This is a genomic window from Zavarzinella formosa DSM 19928, assembly GCF_000255705.1.
GTDB classification, from domain to species: domain Bacteria; phylum Planctomycetota; class Planctomycetia; order Gemmatales; family Gemmataceae; genus Zavarzinella; species Zavarzinella formosa.
Window position 1 is genome coordinate 2,104,754 of the sequence record NZ_JH636439.1, and the last position, 18,498, is coordinate 2,123,251.

At 57.3% G+C, this 18,498-nt stretch carries 30 protein-coding genes and 1 pseudogene; 16 read left to right on the top strand and 15 right to left on the bottom strand.

What is annotated here, in order from left to right; all coding sequences use genetic code 11:
* The first annotated feature begins 254 nt into the window (after positions 1–254).
* From BGIM_RS57240 to BGIM_RS0110140, 3 genes are all read left to right on the top strand, one after another.
* Positions 255–1,337 (top strand): barstar family protein, encoded by a 1,083-nt coding sequence (locus BGIM_RS57240; protein WP_020469670.1) that lies wholly within the window; start codon positions 255–257, stop codon positions 1,335–1,337.
* 444 nt (positions 1,338–1,781) lie between these two features.
* On the top strand, positions 1,782–2,351 hold the full coding sequence (locus BGIM_RS0110130) for a hypothetical protein (protein ID WP_020469671.1): 570 nt from the start codon (positions 1,782–1,784) through the stop codon (positions 2,349–2,351).
* A gap of 426 nt (positions 2,352–2,777) precedes the next feature.
* On the top strand, positions 2,778–3,053 hold the full coding sequence (locus BGIM_RS0110140; RefSeq protein WP_020469673.1) for a hypothetical protein: 276 nt from the start codon (positions 2,778–2,780) through the stop codon (positions 3,051–3,053).
* A gap of 591 nt (positions 3,054–3,644) precedes the next feature.
* Here the strand turns inward: BGIM_RS0110140 and BGIM_RS0110150 are convergent.
* Positions 3,645–4,070, bottom strand: coding sequence for a PRC-barrel domain-containing protein (locus BGIM_RS0110150; RefSeq protein WP_020469675.1), 426 nt, complete (start codon positions 4,068–4,070; stop codon positions 3,645–3,647).
* A gap of 255 nt (positions 4,071–4,325) precedes the next feature.
* On the opposite strand from BGIM_RS0110150, the gene BGIM_RS68235 reads away from it, so the two are divergent.
* Positions 4,326–5,051 carry an NUMOD4 domain-containing protein gene (locus tag BGIM_RS68235; protein WP_390566152.1) on the top strand — a complete coding sequence of 242 codons (726 nt, stop codon included), beginning with the start codon at positions 4,326–4,328 and terminating at the stop codon, positions 5,049–5,051.
* On the opposite strand, the gene BGIM_RS0110160 is transcribed toward BGIM_RS68235, so the two are convergent.
* From BGIM_RS0110160 to BGIM_RS60260, 3 genes are all read right to left on the bottom strand, one after another.
* Positions 5,039–5,425 carry a hypothetical protein gene (locus tag BGIM_RS0110160; RefSeq protein WP_020469677.1) on the bottom strand — a complete coding sequence of 129 codons (387 nt, stop codon included), beginning with the start codon at positions 5,423–5,425 and terminating at the stop codon, positions 5,039–5,041. The genes BGIM_RS68235 and BGIM_RS0110160 overlap by 13 nt on opposite strands.
* Positions 5,412–8,390 (bottom strand): MobF family relaxase, encoded by a 2,979-nt coding sequence (gene mobF, locus BGIM_RS57250; protein ID WP_020469678.1) that lies wholly within the window; start codon positions 8,388–8,390, stop codon positions 5,412–5,414. The genes BGIM_RS0110160 and mobF overlap by 14 nt, the downstream gene beginning before the upstream one ends.
* A gap of 148 nt (positions 8,391–8,538) precedes the next feature.
* Positions 8,539–9,141, bottom strand: coding sequence for an HNH endonuclease signature motif containing protein (locus BGIM_RS60260; protein WP_084759775.1), 603 nt, complete (start codon positions 9,139–9,141; stop codon positions 8,539–8,541).
* A 128-nt stretch (positions 9,142–9,269) separates the two neighbouring features.
* Between BGIM_RS60260 and BGIM_RS0110175 the strand changes: the two genes are divergently transcribed.
* Positions 9,270–9,674, top strand: coding sequence for a hypothetical protein (locus tag BGIM_RS0110175; RefSeq protein ID WP_238537571.1), 405 nt, complete (start codon positions 9,270–9,272; stop codon positions 9,672–9,674).
* Between the two features lie 162 nt (positions 9,675–9,836).
* Here the strand turns inward: BGIM_RS0110175 and BGIM_RS49660 are convergent, their stop codons facing one another.
* The 11 genes from BGIM_RS49660 to BGIM_RS65550 all read right to left on the bottom strand — a co-directional run bounded on the left by BGIM_RS49660 (position 9,837) and on the right by BGIM_RS65550 (position 13,402).
* Positions 9,837–10,076 (bottom strand): hypothetical protein, encoded by a 240-nt coding sequence (locus tag BGIM_RS49660; protein ID WP_020469681.1) that lies wholly within the window; start codon positions 10,074–10,076, stop codon positions 9,837–9,839.
* 237 nt (positions 10,077–10,313) lie between these two features.
* Positions 10,314–10,460 (bottom strand): hypothetical protein, encoded by a 147-nt coding sequence (locus BGIM_RS65545; RefSeq protein WP_020469683.1) that lies wholly within the window; start codon positions 10,458–10,460, stop codon positions 10,314–10,316.
* Positions 10,457–10,672, bottom strand: coding sequence for a hypothetical protein (locus BGIM_RS0110195; RefSeq protein ID WP_020469684.1), 216 nt, complete (start codon positions 10,670–10,672; stop codon positions 10,457–10,459). The genes BGIM_RS65545 and BGIM_RS0110195 overlap by 4 nt, the downstream gene beginning before the upstream one ends.
* Positions 10,669–10,956, bottom strand: coding sequence for a DUF2312 domain-containing protein (locus BGIM_RS0110200; RefSeq protein WP_020469685.1), 288 nt, complete (start codon positions 10,954–10,956; stop codon positions 10,669–10,671). The genes BGIM_RS0110195 and BGIM_RS0110200 overlap by 4 nt, the downstream gene beginning before the upstream one ends.
* Before the next feature lie 20 nt (positions 10,957–10,976).
* A complete protein-coding gene (locus tag BGIM_RS0110205) occupies positions 10,977–11,222 on the bottom strand; it encodes a hypothetical protein (RefSeq protein ID WP_020469686.1) in 246 nt (81 codons plus the stop codon).
* A gap of 11 nt (positions 11,223–11,233) precedes the next feature.
* Complete coding sequence (locus BGIM_RS0110210; RefSeq protein WP_020469687.1) at positions 11,234–11,665, bottom strand: recombination protein NinB; 432 nt, start codon at positions 11,663–11,665, stop codon at positions 11,234–11,236.
* Positions 11,662–12,105 carry a hypothetical protein gene (locus tag BGIM_RS0110215; protein ID WP_020469688.1) on the bottom strand — a complete coding sequence of 148 codons (444 nt, stop codon included), beginning with the start codon at positions 12,103–12,105 and terminating at the stop codon, positions 11,662–11,664. Before BGIM_RS0110215 ends, BGIM_RS0110210 begins: the two co-directional genes overlap by 4 nt.
* 10 nt (positions 12,106–12,115) lie before the next feature.
* Entirely contained in the window at positions 12,116–12,877 is a 762-nt protein-coding gene (locus BGIM_RS57260) for an ERF family protein (protein ID WP_020469689.1), read from the bottom strand.
* Between the two features lie 23 nt (positions 12,878–12,900).
* Positions 12,901–13,140, bottom strand: a complete 240-nt coding sequence (locus BGIM_RS0110225; protein ID WP_020469690.1) for a hypothetical protein — start codon at positions 13,138–13,140, stop codon at positions 12,901–12,903.
* Positions 13,140–13,265, bottom strand: coding sequence for a hypothetical protein (locus tag BGIM_RS67795; RefSeq protein ID WP_020469691.1), 126 nt, complete (start codon positions 13,263–13,265; stop codon positions 13,140–13,142). Before BGIM_RS67795 ends, BGIM_RS0110225 begins: the two co-directional genes overlap by 1 nt.
* On the bottom strand, positions 13,262–13,402 hold the full coding sequence (locus BGIM_RS65550; protein WP_020469692.1) for a hypothetical protein: 141 nt from the start codon (positions 13,400–13,402) through the stop codon (positions 13,262–13,264). The genes BGIM_RS67795 and BGIM_RS65550 overlap by 4 nt, the downstream gene beginning before the upstream one ends.
* On the opposite strand from BGIM_RS65550, the gene BGIM_RS65555 reads away from it, so the two are divergent.
* From BGIM_RS65555 to BGIM_RS64765, 11 genes and pseudogenes are all read left to right on the top strand, one after another.
* Positions 13,401–13,574, top strand: a complete 174-nt coding sequence (locus tag BGIM_RS65555; protein WP_020469693.1) for a hypothetical protein — start codon at positions 13,401–13,403, stop codon at positions 13,572–13,574. The genes BGIM_RS65550 and BGIM_RS65555 overlap by 2 nt on opposite strands.
* 326 nt (positions 13,575–13,900) lie before the next feature.
* Positions 13,901–14,080, top strand: a complete 180-nt coding sequence (locus BGIM_RS0110245; protein ID WP_157368742.1) for a hypothetical protein — start codon at positions 13,901–13,903, stop codon at positions 14,078–14,080.
* On the top strand, positions 14,077–14,466 hold the full coding sequence (locus tag BGIM_RS49670) for a DUF1064 domain-containing protein (RefSeq protein WP_020469695.1): 390 nt from the start codon (positions 14,077–14,079) through the stop codon (positions 14,464–14,466). The genes BGIM_RS0110245 and BGIM_RS49670 overlap by 4 nt, the downstream gene beginning before the upstream one ends.
* The gene (locus BGIM_RS0110255; RefSeq protein WP_020469696.1) at positions 14,466–14,672 is read left to right on the top strand and encodes a hypothetical protein; all 207 of its coding nucleotides are present in this window, start codon (positions 14,466–14,468) and stop codon (positions 14,670–14,672) included. Before BGIM_RS49670 ends, BGIM_RS0110255 begins: the two co-directional genes overlap by 1 nt.
* The gene (locus BGIM_RS49675; protein ID WP_157368744.1) at positions 14,669–15,193 is read left to right on the top strand and encodes a hypothetical protein; all 525 of its coding nucleotides are present in this window, start codon (positions 14,669–14,671) and stop codon (positions 15,191–15,193) included. The genes BGIM_RS0110255 and BGIM_RS49675 overlap by 4 nt, the downstream gene beginning before the upstream one ends.
* A 52-nt stretch (positions 15,194–15,245) precedes the next feature.
* Positions 15,246–15,623, top strand: a complete 378-nt coding sequence (locus tag BGIM_RS0110265) for a hypothetical protein (protein ID WP_020469698.1) — start codon at positions 15,246–15,248, stop codon at positions 15,621–15,623.
* Between the two features lie 564 nt (positions 15,624–16,187).
* Positions 16,188–16,697 carry an HNH endonuclease gene (locus tag BGIM_RS57265; protein ID WP_020469699.1) on the top strand — a complete coding sequence of 170 codons (510 nt, stop codon included), beginning with the start codon at positions 16,188–16,190 and terminating at the stop codon, positions 16,695–16,697.
* Positions 16,698–16,802: 105 nt separating this feature from the next.
* Positions 16,803–17,651 (top strand): hypothetical protein, encoded by an 849-nt coding sequence (locus BGIM_RS0110275; RefSeq protein WP_020469700.1) that lies wholly within the window; start codon positions 16,803–16,805, stop codon positions 17,649–17,651.
* Between the two features lie 6 nt (positions 17,652–17,657).
* Positions 17,658–17,879, top strand: a complete 222-nt coding sequence (locus BGIM_RS68240; protein ID WP_390566153.1) for a helix-turn-helix domain-containing protein — start codon at positions 17,658–17,660, stop codon at positions 17,877–17,879.
* A complete protein-coding gene (locus BGIM_RS0110285; protein ID WP_020469702.1) occupies positions 17,857–18,198 on the top strand; it encodes a hypothetical protein in 342 nt (113 codons plus the stop codon). Before BGIM_RS68240 ends, BGIM_RS0110285 begins: the two co-directional genes overlap by 23 nt.
* Positions 18,195–18,498, top strand: a pseudogene (locus BGIM_RS64765) (hypothetical protein); the annotation flags it as partial. The gene BGIM_RS0110285 and the pseudogene BGIM_RS64765, both read left to right, overlap by 4 nt.

The window sequence follows — 18,498 nt, forward strand, 5'->3', positions numbered from 1 at the left end:
GCGCGGTAAAGTCTTCAAGGGGCAGCCGACAAGCCATTCTGCAAAACGAATGCGCCAGACGTGGTTGAGGCCGGGCCCAAATGGGCGCAAGGTGCAGTTAGTGTGTTAGATTGCGCGTTTAGCCTTTGCCGGATTGACGCAAGTGGTATCCCGCAACTAACGACTTACGGCGATTATCCACTGACGGGATACGCCGCGATAGCTTGCGCAGGGACGCAAGCTAATAACAAGTTCGGCCGCAGAGGGCGTAGCGGATGAGCAGCTTCCGAACCGATCCCACCAACCCGCACTGCGTCCACCCGGACGACGTGCTGCGGATGGATCGGCTGTTGCTTCTCAACAGCCCGGTCGCGCTGTACGGCCCATCCGAGCGGCTGCGGCGGCACATCGCGGCGTTGGAGTCTTACGGCTACCGCTGCCCCGCGTTCGACTGCGGCGAGTGGGCGTCCGAGGCAGACATGCACCGGGCACTCGCGACTGGGCTAGAGTTCCCCGCCTACTACGGGCACAACCTGGACGCCCTCAACGACTGCCTGGGCGACCTGGATGTCCCGGAGGCGGGCGGCGTGGCTCTGGTGCTGTGGCGGTTCGATCGGTTCGCTCGGCTGCTGGCCGTGCGAACGTGGGACGTGCTGGACGTGATTGCCAGTGCCTCGTGGGTTCACCGGCTGTACGGCCGCCGTCTGCTGGGTCTGATACAGTCCGACGACCCGGACCTGCATTTCCCACCGGTTGGTGCCAGGCCGGTGATGTGGGTGTCCTGGGAGTGCCACAAACAAGCCGAACCCGGCGCTGCAGCAGACTGCGGCAACGGTGATGGTTGGCCAGGGTGTCAAGTTGCATCGGTTGCCGCGGCCGATGAGCTTGGGCGTTCGGCAAGCGGTGAAAGGATGACGACAATGGCAGGTAATCGTCCAGTCCACCAAGCCTCTTTCAAATTCCGGGGCACGCGGTTTCTTCACGACTGGAACGCGTACCGCAAAGCTTTAAAGCTCCGACGTTCTGACCGACCCATGCGTGACACCGACGGCCCGCCATGGGAGCGAATCGATGGACGGGGGTTTACCATCTGGGTGTCAGAGATTTGCTCGGCCAACAGACGGACAGAGTCCCCGGCTTGGGAGATACGGATGGAGTCCTTGGCGCTGCTGAACCCGGAGGGTCAGCAATGCTGGAGTGAAGCGTGCGAGGGCATCGAGCGGTTCATCAGGGCGTCTGGGTTGGAGAGGGTCGAGGACAGCACGGTGACGGTACAGCAAATTGGGACAGAAGGGCCGGACTCCGAACCATCTGCCGTGCCTAACCCCGCTGCTCTACCTCCAACTTCCCAAACGTGATCCCCGTCATCGATTAATTGCTCACTCATCACCTCCCCTGGCCCGAGCAACCCCATTCGTCTATCGTCGTCGCATGTCGCCCTCCCCTCAAGCCGCAGGCAGCGTTGAGACGAACTCCACCGCCTGCCCTATCCAGTCGTCCAACTGCTCGTCGCTTCGACCCCTTCCGGCTCGATCCTGACCAACCCCCAGAACTGCCGCCGCCCATCCCGGACGAGCCGACCCCGATCAAGGAACCGGCCCCGTCGTTCCTACCCCCGCCGATGCCGCACTGCGACACGGAGCGCCCTCACTCCCCGACCGCGGAGCCAAGGCGGGAGCCGGTGACGCTCCCGAACCCGTCCGGGCCGTCAACCTCGCCGATGGAGCCGTTCGGTCATTGCGTTCGGCAGTCGGGCGCGGTACAGTCTTCATTTTGGTGGTCGTGTGACGTAAAGGAAGCTCATGGTTCGTTTCATCAAGCTGGCGGTGTTGCTCCTCACCCTAACCTCGGCTTCGAACGCCCGCGGACAAGATGCGGATGTCACGCAACTCAAGCAGCATATCGAACTTCTGCAAGCCAAGCTGGAGGCTGCAAACCTGAAGATCGAGAAGCTCCAAGAGGAGAATAAACAGCTCAAGGCCGGCGGTGCCAAGCCCGGCGCCCCACTGCTGAAGAAGGATTCGGTGTGGGAGGGGACTTACGTCCGAGAGGAGATCCCGCAGGGGGGGAATAAGGTCGAGAAGTTCAATTCAGACGCCAAGTTCACGATCAAGAAACGAGACGGGGACAAGTACGAAGGTGAATTGTGGGTCGGCAACAATAAGTACGGCCTTCAGGTTGAGGGGACGGTCAATAAAGACGGATGGGTGACGATGAGCTTCCTGAGGGATTTGGCCGTAGATAAGTTTAGAAATGATATCATCGGGACCGGCGTGGGCAAAGGGTGGTTGAGGGACAAGCAACTCGATATGAAAATCACCATCCAGCGCGTGACCTTTGCAGCCGAACTGAAGGTCAAACTCAAGGACTGAGTCGTTTGTCTGCGTGCGCCGCCGAACCAGGCGGCTACTGCTCTTCCTCAGCCTTCGTGAACATGATGGCCGTGATCGCGTCCCCGTCGACCTTCACCAGCTCCCGCTTGCCCGAGCAGACACCCTTGTCTATCGTCCCACCATGACGCCCGGCGCCGGGTTCTTAGTTGCGGCTGGCGGTTCAGTCGGTTAGTCTTACGGCGAAGCGTCACGTTGCCAAACCCTGGCCCGACGCTGCCCAGGTTCTCACACACGAAACGGCCCAATCAACCCCGGCCTGACATGCGTCACACCGTTCAATTCGCCATCATCGCTATCTTGGCCAGTCCGGCGGTTGCCGCCGAGCAGGTACGGCCCGCGGTCAGTTGGTCGGGTGTTGTGGCCGATCCGGCCTTGGAAAATTAGAAACCGATAGGCTCGTTAATCGTGAGCAATCAGGCCTTCAATGGCCTGTGGAAAGCGTGGCGTCCAAAGGAACAGGTGCCGAACATTGACTTCTCGTCGTACTTCGTGGTCATTGTCACCGCCTCTAAGCACACCACCCGCGTTATGCAAATCAATGTCGCGGATGACGGAGACGGGTCATTATTAACAAGCAGACTTAGCGGCGAAAAAGAGATGGACGGGTTCGGATACGGGTTGGCTGTGTTCCAGAGGGCCAAGTTGAAGACGTTCGGCAAAAAAGCTATTCCGGCGAAGTGAAATTGCCCTTAAACAGACAGAGCCATCTTATGAGGCCCGAAACAATCCGAAGCCGGACCCGCCGACTGTTGTGGGTGGTGATGTTGCTCATGATAGCTGCCGCTGTGTGGCTTTCTATTCCTCGCGAGCACCTGACGGAAGCGGATCTCGCGCTCATCGAACCGGGCATGCCCCTAGCCGAGGTGGAAAAGTTGCTTGGTGGTCCGGCTGGACTACGATGGACAGATGCATTGCTTGTTACAGAGAAGAAAAGCTTTGTCAGGTATTCAGACAATGCGGGGAAGAGGGTATGGCATCAAGGGGTCAGGGAGTACCAAATCCACCAATGGACCTTTGGTGACGTCTCTATTGTGGTGGTGGCCGATGTTGATGGATTGGTGGCATGCCGTCATCGATCGGTCTTCCCTCGGCCGCGTTGGGGCCGCCGCCTCCTGCGAATGATGGGATGGTAGGGACTGCCTTGTCATTCCCCGTTTGACAATCTCGGCAAAACGGTTTTCAACCACATGCAGGTGGTGGGTGCAAATGAAAACAGGCCGCGAACCGCGGCATTAACGCCCGACTCGCGGCCTGTTCCGTCATGAAGACGATTTAACGGTTGAACAGACGCAGGGGACGGGGGGACAGGCCGTAATACTTGTACACTTCAGTCCGGTACGTCGGGGTGAAGTACGATGGGTAAGTGGTGGTGGTGTAGGTCGGGATGGCGTTGTACTGCTCGACCGTCAACGGCACCATCGCCGTTCGCTTCTCAATGTCGAACGTGGCGGCCTCGAAGGGGACCGTCACCAGTTTGCCGTTGTTGTCAACGATCAGATACTCCAGGTTCCCGGCGGCATCGAACACAATGTCCTCAACGGTGCCGACTCCGGTGTCGCCTCCCTTAAGGAAAATCTTGGTGCCGATCACTTGCTTTGCCCGGAAATGACCGCCCGCCTTGACGGGTTCGGCGGCCATCGCCGTCGTGGCCATGAGAAATGCGGCCAACAAGCCACTGCGCAAAATTGTGCTCAACATTCGGTGTGCTCCTGTATTGTTCAAGTCGGTCATCCATTGAAAGCGAGCGATACTCGCAAGCATTATGGAACGGGGCGAATCAGGAGCAATTGACGCGCCGTTCCTTCGAGCAATCCAAGATGAAAGGTGAAAACGGTGCCTCATGAGGGTGTTTGCAATCCCCGTTTGACAATTCCGGCAAAGTCTGCCAGAAACGAAGCCGCTGCAGTGTTCTAGCACCGAGCGGCCTCTAACCACAAGCAGATGGACCTGCCTATGCCTAAATGCTCAATAACAGCCATTATTCTTCCTGGCAAGAAGTGCCTTCGATGCGGAACGGAATTTTTCCCGCCTACCCGCACTCTTCAAACACGTCAGAAGTTCTGTTCCGGGCAATGCGAGCGTAAAAGCCGTCCCCGAGCCCCCCGCGCCAGGCTACCCAAACGCCGAATCGAGCCCCCGGCATCTACAGAATCCGAGCAATGGGTGGAGGCTCCAGGCTATCCCGATTACGCCGTTTCCTCACTGGGTAGGATTATGAGACTGGCCAGCGGCATGCACACAAATCCAGGGCGACTTTTGACTCCCGGTCGTTCAAAAAACGGTTACTTGCACGTGAGTTTGGTTCGAGACAAAATTTCAAAGACGATTCAAGTTCACCGCTTGGTCACAACGGCATTTCATGGAATTCCGCCGACACCAAAATCATGTGCCGCCCATTGGGATGACAACAAGGAGAACAATCGGGCGGATAATCTTCGATGGGCGACCTATTTAGATAATCGTCAGGATGCGTTCCGGAACGACCGAGTGAGGGTCGGGGAGACGATGAGCAACTCCAAGCTGACCAATCACATCATTATGGAGAGCAAACGCCGCTTCCGAGGCGGAGAGTCTTTGGCTTCTCTCGCCAGGGAGTTTCAGGTTCACAGGGGAACGCTCGGGCAGGCCGTGCGTGGAACAACATGGAAGCACCTCTGCCATTTGGATCAACCATCCTGAACTACTTTCTCGAATGTGATCGCCGTGATGGTGTCGCCGTTGACTCTCGCCACCTCGCGCTTACCCGAACAGAGGCGATCATAAAGGCGGTCAAGCAACCTACCGGTGATGAGGACGCGTTCTTGACCGTCCTCGCTTTCAAAGACCCATGAGATGCCCTTGCTCGGGTCGTAGTCGATGGTGCTCGTGATCGAGCCATAAAGCACAGCACGGGCGTTCCTTGAGGCTTGGACAAGCTGCACTGCCAAAACCTGATGGCGTGAATCCCTTCCGTCGCCTGCCGGGCTTTCGATGCTGTCGTCATCATTCGGGACGGGAACTTCGTTGACTTCCTTCGCCCCACGGAGGTTCTCAAGAAATTTATTCGTAGCCATGCGAAATCTGATCCTTTCCTCGCCCCATTACCATATTTTTGGCTTTGGAGCCAATTAAAGTTGGAAGTTGCCGAAGGTAGGCGATGTGCCTTTTGAGTTTTTCCCTGATCTTTTTGCGAGGCTTTCGGACCAAATCACTCGCCAGGAGCCGCTTGTCGTCCCGCTTGATGGCCTCCAGCGTGTCGTTCTTCGAGTCCACGTAGATGGAGGCTTGCTTCCTTCCACGGGAGACGGAGACATAAAACTGGGCCTGGGAACTTGCGGGTTGGGACTGGTCGCCCTGCACGACGATAACGCGGTCTACGGTCTTTCCCTGTGCGGCGTAGCTGGTCAGGACCGAGCCGTGGGTGAACATGGCGCTGTCCTTCCCAAGTTTCCAGCCATTGTTCAACTCGATGTCGCCGTCCTTCGTGAATCCCCTCACCTGATACGTCGAGCCGTTGTTCAGCTTGTGGTCGTCCTTGGTTTGTTGGTTGGCGGTGATGCGGAGGGTGTCACCGGCCCGGACGTTGATTGTTTCCCGGCGGTAGACCTGGAAAGCCCCGGCGTCCTTGATCTCCATGCCTTCTTTGAAGTCGAGCTTGGTCCCGCTTCGAACCCCGCCTCCGTTGCGAACGTAGCGGAGGACGTGGCCGTCTTGGTAATTTCTGTGGTCGGAGCGTTCCGCTTCCGTCCAGTTGGTCGGGGTCAGCACTTCAAAGGTTCGCTCTTCCCCGGTGAGCAGTCCGGCGGCGCCCATTTCCTTTCGCACACGCTCTGTCAGGGCGGCCCCTTCCTTATGAGTGGGGCAAACGAGCAGGACGGATTCGTTGGCTTTCGTTGCCTGGACGTATTCTCTCGCGGCATCGCCATACTTGTCTTCGGGGCACATCGGATGCACCCACCCGAGGTCGTCCAGTTGTACGAAGCCCGCGTACATCTCGCCCTTGGCCAGTTTCTCAACAGCTTTGCGGTAGTTGCCACGTTGGCGTTGGATCTCGGAGACGGAAGCGGCGGGGAGTCCGGCCTTCTCTTCCAAGAGGGTAAGGATGTCCCCACGGGCAACGCTCTTGTGCTGACGGGGATCGCCGGAGAGGACGAGTCGGGCATTGAGTGAGTCAACTAACTTAACCAGCCGTGCCATGTCGTGACCGCCAGCCAGCGAGGCTTCGTCGAGCCAGACCAGACCGTTCCGTGCTTGCTCTTGGAACTTGTCATCCACGAGGAACCGGGCCAGCGTGTCGGCACCCTCGAAGCCCTCCCGACGCAGACCACCCCGGCTGGCCTCACTGGACGGCGCTAGCATGATCGTCGGCAGGTCGATCTTGGAGAGGATGGTGGTGGTGAGGAAAGTTTTGCCCGTCCCGGCGAACCCCCGCAGGATGATGATCCGGTCAGGCGAGTTCCACACGTGGATTGCGGCAGAGCGTTGGGTGGGAGAAAGATTTGATTCAGGGGAGGCAAGAGGCGGTGTTGAATCGGCAACACCCTGATCGGCATGGGGGAAATTATTTGATCGGGTTTTGATTGCCGCTTGCTGGGAAGAGGAAAGTGTGACAGTGTCAGGGGATGCTTCGGCGGCGTGGATGGTGACACGCGTGTCGGATAAGGCAGAGCCTCGATCAAGTCCTGCCCCCGGCGTCAAAAGCGAACGCGGCCGGTTCGTAGCGGGTTCGAGTCCCGCCCGAGGCTCCAGAGAAACTGGTTGTGCGAACGGCTGGAGTGTGGCAGGGTGCATTCTGTCAGCTTCGGCAACTATAGCCGTCAAGCCTTTGGGGTGGGGTTGGGTTATTCCACCCACCCCAGACTTGCGGAGGGGCCGGAACTTTCCACGCCCCTCAATGGCGAACCTGACCAACGCATTCTCTTCGTTCAGCACTTCCCGCGAGGAGACCATCAGCCGCCCGTCCACCTCCCTGCGGATCAGGTCGGCTTTGCCGATGGCTTTGAAGACGCCTTCGACTGTCACATCGCCCATGCCATACCGGAGGGCTTCCTTCGCCAACTCCCTTTGTGAAACGGACGAGCTTCGTTCGAGCAGATGTTTGAGGGCGTAGTCCACCGACTGGGCAGAGCGGTCGAGTGTGCGGGCGTGTATAGGGACCGGGTGCAGACGGAGGGCGTCCAGTTCCTGAGCCGACAGCCTCTTCTCCCAACCTTCGAGCAACTTGGCCCAAGGTTGCCCCTCGGCTTTCCGCTCCCGTGTCTTCGCCCCGAGCTTGGCAATGCTCTCCGGGTTGGTGAAACCGTAGTCCTCCACCACCTTCTCAATGAGGGCGCGGCGGCGGGAGAATTCCTTGATCGCCCGCTCCGGGACGGTGGTAATCTCGAAAGCGTCCTTCGTCTTTCTGATCCCATAGCCCATGTCCTGAAGTTTTCCGGCCAGTTTGGATTGGAACACGGCTTGGTAATAAGGAGCGTTCCGTTTCACCTCGCGGAACTGGATGGCCTTCAATTCCCGTTCGACCGGATCATGGGTTAGGTTGAACACGACGGCGTGAATGTGGTACTGCGGATCGACCTCACCCTTGATCGGACGGGTCGTCAGATGAGGGAACATCGCCCAAAGCATCTCCCCGGTTCGACGCTCTTCATGCACGTTGCCCTTTCGGACTCGGGTCATCGTGTCGGCTTCAATGACGCCCATTGCCTCCCGGACGGATTCGTTCACCGCCTCGATCACCCGTTCATCGCCACCGACCAGACCGGCGAGCGTGACGGACTTCGACGGCGACCAAGTGAAATCCCGGCCGATGTCGCGGTCATCCTTCACGGCCCCGGTCAGCGGCTTGCCGGTGTGCGGGTTGAGGTTGTCGCACAGGGCGATGAAGTGGTTGTGGTGGAGTTCCTCGGGCAGGCCCAGCCGGTCCCGGAGCTTGCCGTGCCAGGACGGGGAAACCGCACGGTCCTCGATGTAGTAGTCACCACCTTGGCCGTAGTAGGACTTCGCAGCCGTGGCGCCCTTGATGGTGGTAATGTTGAGCATTCAGGCAGGGGGATTGGAGAGGATTCGGCTGGATAATACGCAGTCGAAACCCATAAGTCAAATTTGATATGGTAATCTATACACCTCTTCCCTTTGTTACCCAAAGGTCGATCATTCCGGACCCGGAATCACCGTGATTTTCCTCCAGTCAGATCACGTTTTTCCATGTTTTTCTGGTGGCGGCGTTCCAAATGGATGAGGGGGTAACCTCGTACAGATCAGCAAGTCTGGAGAGGCATTTTTTATCCAGAGCGTACTCGGAGCGGATCTGACGAACGGCATCATCGGAGAGCATTCGACCAGTGAATCCTCTCTTCTTCTTTGCCATGTCGGCCATGTTTTGCGCATGCGTTCCGAGAAAAAGATGCGCTGGATTTCCACAAGGCGGGCAGTCGCAGCGATGACAGACTTCTTTTCCAACTGGAATTTCACCATTCAGCAAAGAGAACAGCAACCGGTGTGCGGCCCGTCTTCGATTCTTGACGCTGAACACTCCGTACCCTGAATCAGTCCGGCATCCAGTCCAAATCCAGCACCCTGTGGCTTCATCGACACTGTATCGACGCAGCAATCTGTTCAGAAGCGGGTCAGACTCTTTGAGTAGTATCACGGTCCCTCGCCGGTAATGACGCTTGTAATGCGTGTTGCACCATCCCTTGGCCAGGAGCGGAAGTTCGCATCCGTTGATGGTGCAGGCTCGTGAATCTTCCTTGCGCTCCTCGTTCATCGTGCTACATGTGGCGTCAGCCATGGGCGATCCTCCATCTCGTTCTTGGTTAGGCCACCGAGCGTGTTTCTCCCACCTCGGTTGGCCGCCCAAACGTGACGGACTTCCCCCTCGATGTCAACACCCCAAGATCACTCTGCGATGCCGCGCAATTGGCCAACAATATCGCTTGTCAGTACACTAAGGCCTTAGCCCGCCACATGCACACCTTGGACGAACATCACATGGCAAAGACCAACACTTCCGAAAACGGCAAACCTCTGAACAGATCGCAGGCTGTCCGCGATTACTTGAAAGAGAATCCGGGCGCCGACTCAAAGGGCATCATTGATGGCCTGGGCGCGAAGGGCATCAAGGTAACCCCGACGCTCATCTACTTCGTGAAAGGCCAGTTGAACAAGGCGAAGCGACGAGTGAAGCGCGAGAAGGTGGCCGAAGAAGCGAAACTGACGCCGGCCCGCAACCCGATTGAAATTGTTGCTCAAGTAAAAGCCCTGGCGGCAGAGTTGGGCGGGATCAAGAACCTCAAGAAACTTGTGGACCTTCTGGCCGAGTAGTCCCGCTCACCCTGTCTGCCCACGAAAGCCCGTCCCGCAACTCCCGCAGCCTGCTCGCCGATTCGGCCCATTGCTCGTCTCTGGTCATCAAATACAGCCTCATCATGATCCGCTCGATGACCGGGATGTCGGCGGGCCGGCATGAAATGGTGGGATTGCAGATCATGTGCGAGTGATGACTTTCGGATACCGCTCGTCGAACGTCCGCTCCGTCCCGCATTTGTCGCATTTATGCTGGTATTGGGGCGGGTGAGTCATGAACATGATGCCGGTCGGGGTCATTTCACCGATGCCGCAATCGTCGCACCGGATAAGGACTGCCATTGTGTGCAGTAGTTGCATCGGGAACATGGAATCGAGTGTTGTCACTCCGGTGATGACTTGTTCCTCGATCTCGCTCATCCGCTTGCCTTTTCGGTTGGATTCAAATGCTTCAGAACCAATCGCATTACCTCCGCAGCCTCGCCATAATAACAAAACGCCGGTCCTTCTCCGCGAACGCCGTTAATCGTCGCGTTTCGGCCCCAGTCGATGAAGGAGCCGTCTGGTTGTGGGATGAGGCGAATTTGCTTCATGGAACCAGCCAATTCCAAAGGAGCTGACCTGTCAGGCATCCCAGGAGAAAGAAGGCGAATCTCATCATGGAATGCTCCTCTCGTAAAGTGTTTGCTCCCGGTAAACGGACCCGTAGCCGAATGACCAGTTATCCGACATCCGGCTTAGCACAAATGAGGCGTAAAGAATAGCGGCCAGTGCGAGGAGGAAGATGAGGTGGAGCGGCTTCATTCCCCATCACCTTGATCGAACATTTGCTTTACCTTCGCCAGCAGTGCCTCCAGGTCCCCGATCTTGTCGAACGCCCATCGGTCGGTCTTGATGACAAAGAATTTCCCGGCCCCAGCGTCCTCCATGGAGACGTCGAGCGCCTGAATGCCCTCGCCGCATGAATCCGACTCCTGGGTGAAACAGACCGATCCGGTGGCGAGTTCTATTGTCATTCATCCTCGCTTTCAAATAGCGGCAGCATGCCCAGATGCGACATATACAACTCTAGCACCGTCTCTTCCTCTTCCCTCTGTTTGGCGTCCATCTTGCGGAGCTTGAGAATCTTGCGGATGGCCTTCACGTCGAATCCGTTGCCTTTTGATTCGGCAAAAACGTCCCGAATGTCAGCGGCCAGCCCGGCCTTCTCCTCTTCCAACCGCTCCACGCGGTCAATGATGGATCGCAATTGATCAGCGGCGACCCCGCCAGCTTTGTTGTGGCCCAAAAGTTTCGTCATGCAGTGGTTCCTTCCTTGGTTCAAAATGGCACTTCATCCGACAAATCAACAGATTGGCGTTGCTGTTCGACCGGGCGGGAGTCATCCGTCCGTGGCGAGAAAAGGCTAAAATTGAGCCATTCCGGCCCTTGGTTGACCAAATCCTTCAACGCTTGGGTGTTCTTCATGGACACCCGGAAGTTGCCATATTGGTTCTTCTTGCAGTTGCCGTAGGTCTGCCATTTGCCGTTGGCGTCCTTCACTTTCAGCAGGTATTCTTCTTCCATACATCGTCCTTTCAGGTTGTTAAGGCTTCATTGGGCAACGGGATCTCAATCCGGTACTCGGCCGCCCATGCCCGCACCGTCTCCAGGTAAACCTCAAACTCCATCGTGTTGAGTTTGGCCGTCGATCCGGGAGCCGTTTTGACCTCCCCGTCCGGAGTGACCAACACCCGCTTCAGCTTGCCGACCTCGGACTTGAGGAACTCGTGAACGTCTTCCGCGTCGGCATAATTGCCCGCATCGCGGAACATGTCAACGATGGGCGGGATGACGCAACTCCAATAATAAGCGTTCTGATTTTTTGAGCGTGAACGCTTTGCCTCCTTGACCGACACCACAACCCGCTTGCCGTCCAGTTGCCGAAGAACGGCCCCGATCTGTCGAGCCACCTCCTCCGGCAAACGGCCATGAGTGACAATGGCGGGGAAGTCGAGCGAGCGGGTCATGCTGACTTCTTCATCAGGCGGTAGCCCAACTTGGCCGGGGTCCGCTCCAGATTCGCCCAGTTCGGCAACGCTTCGCCGTTTTCCCGCAGTTGCTTCAGATGTGCCAGAAGTTCTTTCTTCTTCAGCGTCCGCTCTGTCTTCACCCATTCGTCGGGGGCGGCCTGCGGATCTCCGGTCACCACCTCCGTCCCTTGGGAATAAGTGATCTTGTAATCGGACGCGGCGCCGGGCAGGAGAATCTCATATTCCCCCGACTCGCGCATGAGTTCGGAGACAGCCTCCCACGCCTTGTCCAGGTCGGCCTCGGCGCGGTTGATGACGGGCCGCAGGCGGTTCACCGCCTCTTCCAGTTCGGCCTTGTGCCGACGCAGCATATCCTCGCACATGAGGACGGAGGCGAAGGCATCCATGACGGCTTGATCGTGTGCTTCGATGGTCATGGTCCACTCCTCAGTACGTCAGTTCATCGGGAGCCTTGCCCATGCGGCTTTCGACCGTCTGTTTCTCCGGTGGCAGTGCCGCTTTGATTCTTCGGTGGGCCGTCGTGTAGGCGTCGGAGCATTTGACGGCGACCTCGCGGTCCTTTTCATCCTCACTCAACCGGGCAAGCACTAGCTTGTCATGATTCAGGGATTCAATGTCCTTCAGGGTCGTCAGGTCTTTGGCATTGGCGAACGCGGAGAGGCAGTTGGACATAAATTGCTCCCGAACGTCGGGGGAGGGGAACGCAGCGGGCTTGCCGCTCTTGAGTTCCGGCTTCTCCTTGTCCGCGTCATCCTCCCCTTCGGTCGGGATGTTGAACGTGTTGATGCAAGCCGTTTTGTATGCCTGGGAGATGGCCTTGTTGGTGGCCTTGTCGCTGTAATCGACCGCCTCGTTCTCCCACTGACTGACGATTTCGGAGCCATCCGTCGTGCTGACGAAGTGCATGTCGATCCTCACGATCACCTGAAGGGCAAACCCGCCGGACTTCGTGGTCCGCTCCTTCTCCTCACGGCCGGTCATCTTGGGATAAATGAGCAACCCGCAGTCGTGCTGAAGCGGGGCAATGGCATTCCGGATGTCATCAATGCCGCGGAAATTGTATTTTTGATCGGCGTTTCGCTTGTCCTTGCCGACACCCGCTTTGGCCAGCTCGGCGGTCATCTGAAGCATCGCGGCGTAAACGTGTGGAACGCGGGAATATTGGGCATTCGATTCAATCTTGGTCATATCACCTCTTTCTCAATTTTAAGTTAAATATCAGTCCTCATGGCCCTCTCGTGCTTCCCGGCAACGAACGCCAGATCACGAAATGCCTTGCTGAGTTCTGTCAGGGCTTCGGATGCCAGCATGGGCTTCCGCTCGTCGTCAGTGATGTCGGCCTTGCATACCTCGTGAATGTCCATGTCCAGGAGGGCATCCACCGCCAAACCCAACTGAAGGAAAGCGATGGTGGATTGCGACCGGCCGGCGAATTGCTTGGTTTTTACCATCACATGATCCTCTCGTAAACGACAGGGTGGGATTCCAATTCCCTGTCTTCGATCAGGTGGCTCAAACACACGCAGATCGTGAGCAGGATCACGAAGACGCCGATTCCTTGAACAACGCCGCTCATTGGCGGGGCTCCGGGCTTTTGACGTTCCGTTCCTGATACTCGCGGATCAGCGTCGCCACGCGGGGCATGTCGGCGGCGAGGGGGTTCGGGGTGCGGAGCAAGCGTTCCGTCCCGGACAGGATGTTATTGTTTTCCATGACGCGACTCCTTTTGGGCTTCGGCAAGCACGCACAGGTAATCCGAGCGATCTGGGCAAGCTTCCTCAAGCGGGATGAAGGCGACGTTTGCCGATTCCTCACGCTTCAGCACGTCAGCCAGTACGACCGACACGCCCAGCGGGAAGACAATTGTCGCCCCGACGGTCAGTGAAATTATTACGGAGTAGGGAGTTTTGATATGCACAGACACCTCCTTGTTAGTTGTTGACAGTCCGTTTGCTTAAGTGCAGAGTAGACCAATCAAAACCTTCGCACAAGCATTATTTTGCATATGTCAGAGACAGTGGTAATACACGATAACAATCAACTGGTTACAATGGCCGGCGCGGCTCGCCTATGCGGGCTGACCCGGCAGACTTTCGCTTATCATGTCTCAAAAGGGGATATTCAGCAAGCTCTTCAGGTCGGTTCTTTCCGGCTGTTCAACCGCGAGCATGTGCTGGCATGGGATGCCAGCCGCCCAAAGAGGACCAAGCCATGAACATCATCGGCCAGCGCACGACGATCCATGACCGGCTGATGATGCAGTTACGACAGAAGGCCCGACCCAACACCCCTGTTTTCGTGGATGACAAAACCGAGACACTCGCCACCATCGTTCAGTATGAATTTGACCGGCTCCAGCAGCAGATCGACGACCTGAAAGCCGGGCGGTGAAGTATCCGCCCCTTCCCCTCAAGGAACTGAAAAAACCCCGCCGGAGCAAATACGGCAATACCCGTGTCGACTGTATGGGGTTCACCTTCGACTCCATCCTGGAACGGGACCATTATCTGTTCCTCCGTTCCTGCGAGGCCGCCGGGAAGATCACTCAGTTGGAACTCCAGCCCCGCATACCCCTTTCCGCTCACGGACGGCACATTTGCGACTACATCGCCGACTTCCGCTACCGGCTGGCCAACGGGCGCGTGGTCTATTCCGACGCCAAAGGCTGCCTGACCGACGTCTTTAGAATCAAATGGCGGCTGTTCGAAGCCCAGACGGGGTACAAGCTTCATCTGGTGGGCCGGAAGAACGTCACCGAACTCGGGACAGGGGACTGATGGGATTTGACCTCTACCTGCTCGCCATTGCAAGTGTTTCCTGCCTTGGCATCGGCTTCCTTTCTGGTTGGCTGGCCTGCTGCGAAATCAAATCACGACAAATCGACCTATTGAACGAACAACTCAAGAGAACCAAGAAAGCGCTAGGGACGGTATGCAAGGAAGTGGCGGACGGAATCGAGAACAGAGAGACATACAAGTGGTGAGCAAGGCGAAAATCCAGTGGAAGCCCTGGCAGGATCGCATTATCAAGGACGGCTTGGAAAACGGCGACACCATCGTTTCCATTAAAAACCGACTTGGACTCGGGTTTAACGCCGTCAAGCACCGGGCCGAGGTGCTTGGCCTGATTCCCTCTGTCCCCGCCCCTTCATATACGGCCGGGAAGTACGACTACGCCTCCGACATGGAGCTATTGCGTCATCACGCGGCGGGGAGATCCCAGGAGGAAACGGCGATGCTCATGAACCGCTCGCCGTCTTCCGTCGCCCACCGGCTGTCCGTGTTGCTCGCCAAGCGGGCCGAGGATGTGTTCACGTACCGGGCCATCGAGCTTCGGGACGAAAACATCTTCGGGCAGGCGAAGCAGATACTCAAGAAGGCGGGTTATTCCGACGCGGAGTTGAAGATCATGTCTTTGGACCGCGTCATGCACGCCGCGAACGCGATCCTGTTCAAGTACCATTACCCGCAGTTGGGGAAGAAGCCGGAGTGGTTGCACAAATGAGTTGACCAATCAAGCAAGTCGCTCTACCGTCCGAGCAACATCAGGGGGCAATATGGACATCTCACCGGCGGTTGACTTGGCTTTGCTGTACAACCCGAAACTGGCGTACAAAGACATCGTGACCATCAAGCTCTGGTTGAACGACGGCGCCGACATGGACAAGGACATCCTGCCCACCATGAAGCAACTGATGGGCAAAAACCCGCACATCGGCACATTCTCCTACTTCACGAACGCCATCTTCGAGGCACGGATAAAACGCGAGTCATTGGAACCGCTGAAGGCTGTGGAGAAAGACCCGGACTTTGACCGCCGGAAGGCCGTTCGCATGGCGTGGGTGCGGGACAGATGCTCGTCGATTCGGATTCCGTCCCATGAGGCGAAGTGGCTGGAAGAGTACGAAGCCGTCCACGGGAAGGTGAAGGCATAAGGAAGCAATTCTTTTCGGTTGCTGACTGTGTAAATTTGTGATAGCCAAAAGAAATGCCCGGCGGGATCATCTCCACACCGGGCTGACTCAAGCGTTGTCTTTGCGGGGCACGCCTAAGTAACTGACCACGTTTCTGCCACATTCGGCTCCTTCGGTCAACCAATTTCCTCATCCCCGCTGCGATAGCTGCCCAATCTCAATTGGGTGTCGGCGCCGGGAACATGACCGGGCAGCACCCCCGCAGCAAAACCTTGAATAAATGTGATGCCGCCCCGGTAGCTGCTTGGTGCTGGGGACGGAACCCCGTGGTGTCGAAAGACAGGTAAACGGAAAAGGTGGACAGGAGTCATCGGAAAACCTGCCTGTCCCGCCATTAGATGGCATGCCTCCGCCAAGCAGCTGCTGACAACGCAACTCAGAACTCAGTTGCACTTGGTGGATTAACCCCTTGTAGGCAAGACAGTCAAGCTGTTCTGCTGTGCAAGGGGTTATTCTGCCTCCCCACAATCTTGAATCTTGTTGCATTCACTCTCCCCACGAACACCTTAAAGGAAGCGAGGAAACATGGCCAAACCGATGAACGGAAAATGGAAGACACAAATTCTTGAACTGCAAGCCGCCGGCGTGAAAACCGGTAACATCTGCAACCCGCAACGCCTGTACCGGGCGATGCTGAAGCTGAAGGGCCACACGCTGCCGAAGTGGGCGAAGATCCACCCGGAGACTGCCGTGAGGCACCTGAAGGAGTACCGTCAGACTGGCATCTTGCAGCCGCCCGAAAACCTCGTCATCTGCAAACCAAAACCCAAGACACCGTATGTTCCCCCCGTCGAAACGGACGAGTTCCTGATCTCCTACGCCTGGCGAAAGTTGCGGTACGAGGCCTTGAAGAAGCATGGGGCTCAGTGCTCTCTTTGCGGCAGGGGCAGGAAGCACGGCGTCGTGGTTCACGTCGATCACATCAAGCCGCGGCGCCTCTACCCCGAACTTGCCTTGGTGCTGGACAACCTCCAGCCGCTTTGTGAGGATTGCAATCATGGAAAGGGGAATTGGGATGAGACGGACTGGCGGTGACAGCCCGTAAAAACCGCTTGACCGAGCCCACCGATTCGCGTACCGGTCAATTCGGGGCAACGATGCCTCTCGCGCTCCTCGGCTCATCAGGGGAATGGACACTTTATGACAATCAAAACCGAACTCATGACCATCACTCCGGCGAAAGCCACGGCCTGGCTGGACAAAAGCAATTTCTCGAGCCGCCGACTCGACGATTCAAACGTGAACAAGATCATCCGCGACATCAAAAACAACAAATGGGTGTTCGACGGCAATCCGATCCGCTTTGACACAAAGGGGAACGTCATCGACGGGCAGCACCGGCTTTGGGCCGTCGTCATGGCGAACAAATCGGTGGAGATGCTGGTCTTGACCGGCCTCGACCACAAGGCGGTTGACACCATCGACAGCGGTAAAAGCCGGAGCATTTCCGATATCTTCCACTTCAACGGCCACACCAACAACACCACGCTTGCCGCTCTCTGCCGCTTGGCGATTGGGTATGAAAAGGCCGACGGGGACATGTGGAAATGGGCGACGTCTGGCGCCAAGGTCCGGCTGACGGCTCAGGAGCTATTGGACAAGGCCAGGAACAACACCCAGGCGTTCGAGTCCACGAGTTTCGTCATCGGTCTGAAGCACGTGAGGAAGATGGCCGGCCCCGGCCTCGCGGCGTTTGTCCACTACATTCTAACCTTGGAAACCAACGAATCTTGGCGAGTGGACAACTTTTTCAACACCTTGAACGACGGCACGAATCTTGAGCCGACCAGCCCCGTTTTGGTGTTGAGGAACAAGCTCTCGATGGGTGACTCGGCAATGACCAGAAACAACAGCGGGGACAAGGCGACGGCGTACAAAATTGCCTTGATTTTCAAGGCATGGAATGCTTACAGGAAAGACAAGCCCGTCGCCCGCCTCCGGTTCGACCAAGGCAACGAAGCGTTCCCAACCCTGACGAAGCAGATGTGACTGATGATGAACCACCCGAACAGACCAGTCGTGAAAGATTGGAGGGCGTACTTGAAGGATTTCCGAAAGAGGAACAGGCTGACACAAAACGCGCTGGCCTCCCGCCTTGGAATCAGTGTGCGGGTGGTGGAGAACTGGGAGGCCGGGATTAACAAACCGGCCCCCTACCTCCGGCGGGCCTTGAAAGACCTGGAAAGGAAGCCCAATGACCCGCCACATCGACTTTGAAACCTTCCGCGACATCCTCCAGGCGGTGATCGACCTCCGAAACGCCACGGAGGAGATGGGCAAGGACATCGGGAAACACTTCGACGGACATCCCGTCTGTCTGTTGGGCGGGAAGCAAGAAGAGGCTATCATCCGGGCCTTGGAACTGGCCGCCACGCCATCGCATGAACTGCCTGCCCATCCGACCATCAAGTGGTGGCTTGAATGGTATCACCACCGCGACGGGCTTTCACAGGCGAAAGTCCGTTTCCCGGACGGACAGACGCATACCATCGACACTGGTCAGAAGCTTTACGACTACATCAGAGACAGGTTGTGACCGACAAAGCCTTTCTCTCATGGATACGCACCCTCCCAAGCTGCCTGAGCGGTCAGTTTTCCGAATGGCCCAACGGCGAACCTCGTAATCCCGCCTGCCACGTCAAACGAGCATCAAACGGCGGCATCGCCCACAAGCCTGAATTCTCAGCTATTCCCCTGACCCACGCAGAACATGCCCTTCAGCACCAGAAGGGGGAACGGGCGTTGCTCCTGTCCGTCGGATGGGACGTGACCGTGGAGGAAGCAAAGGAATGGTTTGGCGAGCAGGTGGAAAAGTACCGCCGCCTGTGGCAGGAAC

Bases quoted from the DNA above. Each gene is read 5' to 3' on its own strand.
- BGIM_RS57240 (WP_020469670.1), top strand. From the start codon at position 255: ATGAGCAGCTTCCGAACCGATCCCACCAACCCGCACTGCGTCCACCCG.
- BGIM_RS0110130 (WP_020469671.1), top strand. From the start codon at position 1,782: ATGGTTCGTTTCATCAAGCTGGCGGTGTTGCTCCTCACCCTAACCTCG.
- BGIM_RS0110150 (WP_020469675.1), bottom strand. From the start codon at position 4,070: ATGTTGAGCACAATTTTGCGCAGTGGCTTGTTGGCCGCATTTCTCATG.
- BGIM_RS68235 (WP_390566152.1), top strand. From the start codon at position 4,326: ATGCCTAAATGCTCAATAACAGCCATTATTCTTCCTGGCAAGAAGTGC.
- BGIM_RS0110160 (WP_020469677.1), bottom strand. From the start codon at position 5,425: ATGGCTACGAATAAATTTCTTGAGAACCTCCGTGGGGCGAAGGAAGTC.
- mobF (WP_020469678.1), bottom strand. From the start codon at position 8,390: ATGCTCAACATTACCACCATCAAGGGCGCCACGGCTGCGAAGTCCTAC.
- BGIM_RS60260 (WP_084759775.1), bottom strand. From the start codon at position 9,141: ATGGCTGACGCCACATGTAGCACGATGAACGAGGAGCGCAAGGAAGAT.
- BGIM_RS49660 (WP_020469681.1), bottom strand. From the start codon at position 10,076: ATGAGCGAGATCGAGGAACAAGTCATCACCGGAGTGACAACACTCGAT.
- BGIM_RS65545 (WP_020469683.1), bottom strand. From the start codon at position 10,460: ATGAAGCCGCTCCACCTCATCTTCCTCCTCGCACTGGCCGCTATTCTT.
- BGIM_RS0110195 (WP_020469684.1), bottom strand. From the start codon at position 10,672: ATGACAATAGAACTCGCCACCGGATCGGTCTGTTTCACCCAGGAGTCG.
- BGIM_RS0110200 (WP_020469685.1), bottom strand. From the start codon at position 10,956: ATGACGAAACTTTTGGGCCACAACAAAGCTGGCGGGGTCGCCGCTGAT.
- BGIM_RS0110205 (WP_020469686.1), bottom strand. From the start codon at position 11,222: ATGGAAGAAGAATACCTGCTGAAAGTGAAGGACGCCAACGGCAAATGG.
- BGIM_RS0110210 (WP_020469687.1), bottom strand. From the start codon at position 11,665: ATGACCCGCTCGCTCGACTTCCCCGCCATTGTCACTCATGGCCGTTTG.
- BGIM_RS0110215 (WP_020469688.1), bottom strand. From the start codon at position 12,105: ATGACCATCGAAGCACACGATCAAGCCGTCATGGATGCCTTCGCCTCC.
- BGIM_RS57260 (WP_020469689.1), bottom strand. From the start codon at position 12,877: ATGACCAAGATTGAATCGAATGCCCAATATTCCCGCGTTCCACACGTT.
- BGIM_RS0110225 (WP_020469690.1), bottom strand. From the start codon at position 13,140: ATGGTAAAAACCAAGCAATTCGCCGGCCGGTCGCAATCCACCATCGCT.
- BGIM_RS67795 (WP_020469691.1), bottom strand. From the start codon at position 13,265: ATGAGCGGCGTTGTTCAAGGAATCGGCGTCTTCGTGATCCTGCTCACG.
- BGIM_RS65555 (WP_020469693.1), top strand. From the start codon at position 13,401: ATGACGCGACTCCTTTTGGGCTTCGGCAAGCACGCACAGGTAATCCGA.
- BGIM_RS65550 (WP_020469692.1), bottom strand. From the start codon at position 13,402: ATGGAAAACAATAACATCCTGTCCGGGACGGAACGCTTGCTCCGCACC.
- BGIM_RS0110245 (WP_157368742.1), top strand. From the start codon at position 13,901: ATGAACATCATCGGCCAGCGCACGACGATCCATGACCGGCTGATGATG.
- BGIM_RS0110255 (WP_020469696.1), top strand. From the start codon at position 14,466: ATGGGATTTGACCTCTACCTGCTCGCCATTGCAAGTGTTTCCTGCCTT.
- BGIM_RS0110265 (WP_020469698.1), top strand. From the start codon at position 15,246: ATGGACATCTCACCGGCGGTTGACTTGGCTTTGCTGTACAACCCGAAA.
- BGIM_RS57265 (WP_020469699.1), top strand. From the start codon at position 16,188: ATGGCCAAACCGATGAACGGAAAATGGAAGACACAAATTCTTGAACTG.
- BGIM_RS0110275 (WP_020469700.1), top strand. From the start codon at position 16,803: ATGACAATCAAAACCGAACTCATGACCATCACTCCGGCGAAAGCCACG.
- BGIM_RS68240 (WP_390566153.1), top strand. From the start codon at position 17,658: ATGAACCACCCGAACAGACCAGTCGTGAAAGATTGGAGGGCGTACTTG.
- BGIM_RS0110285 (WP_020469702.1), top strand. From the start codon at position 17,857: ATGACCCGCCACATCGACTTTGAAACCTTCCGCGACATCCTCCAGGCG.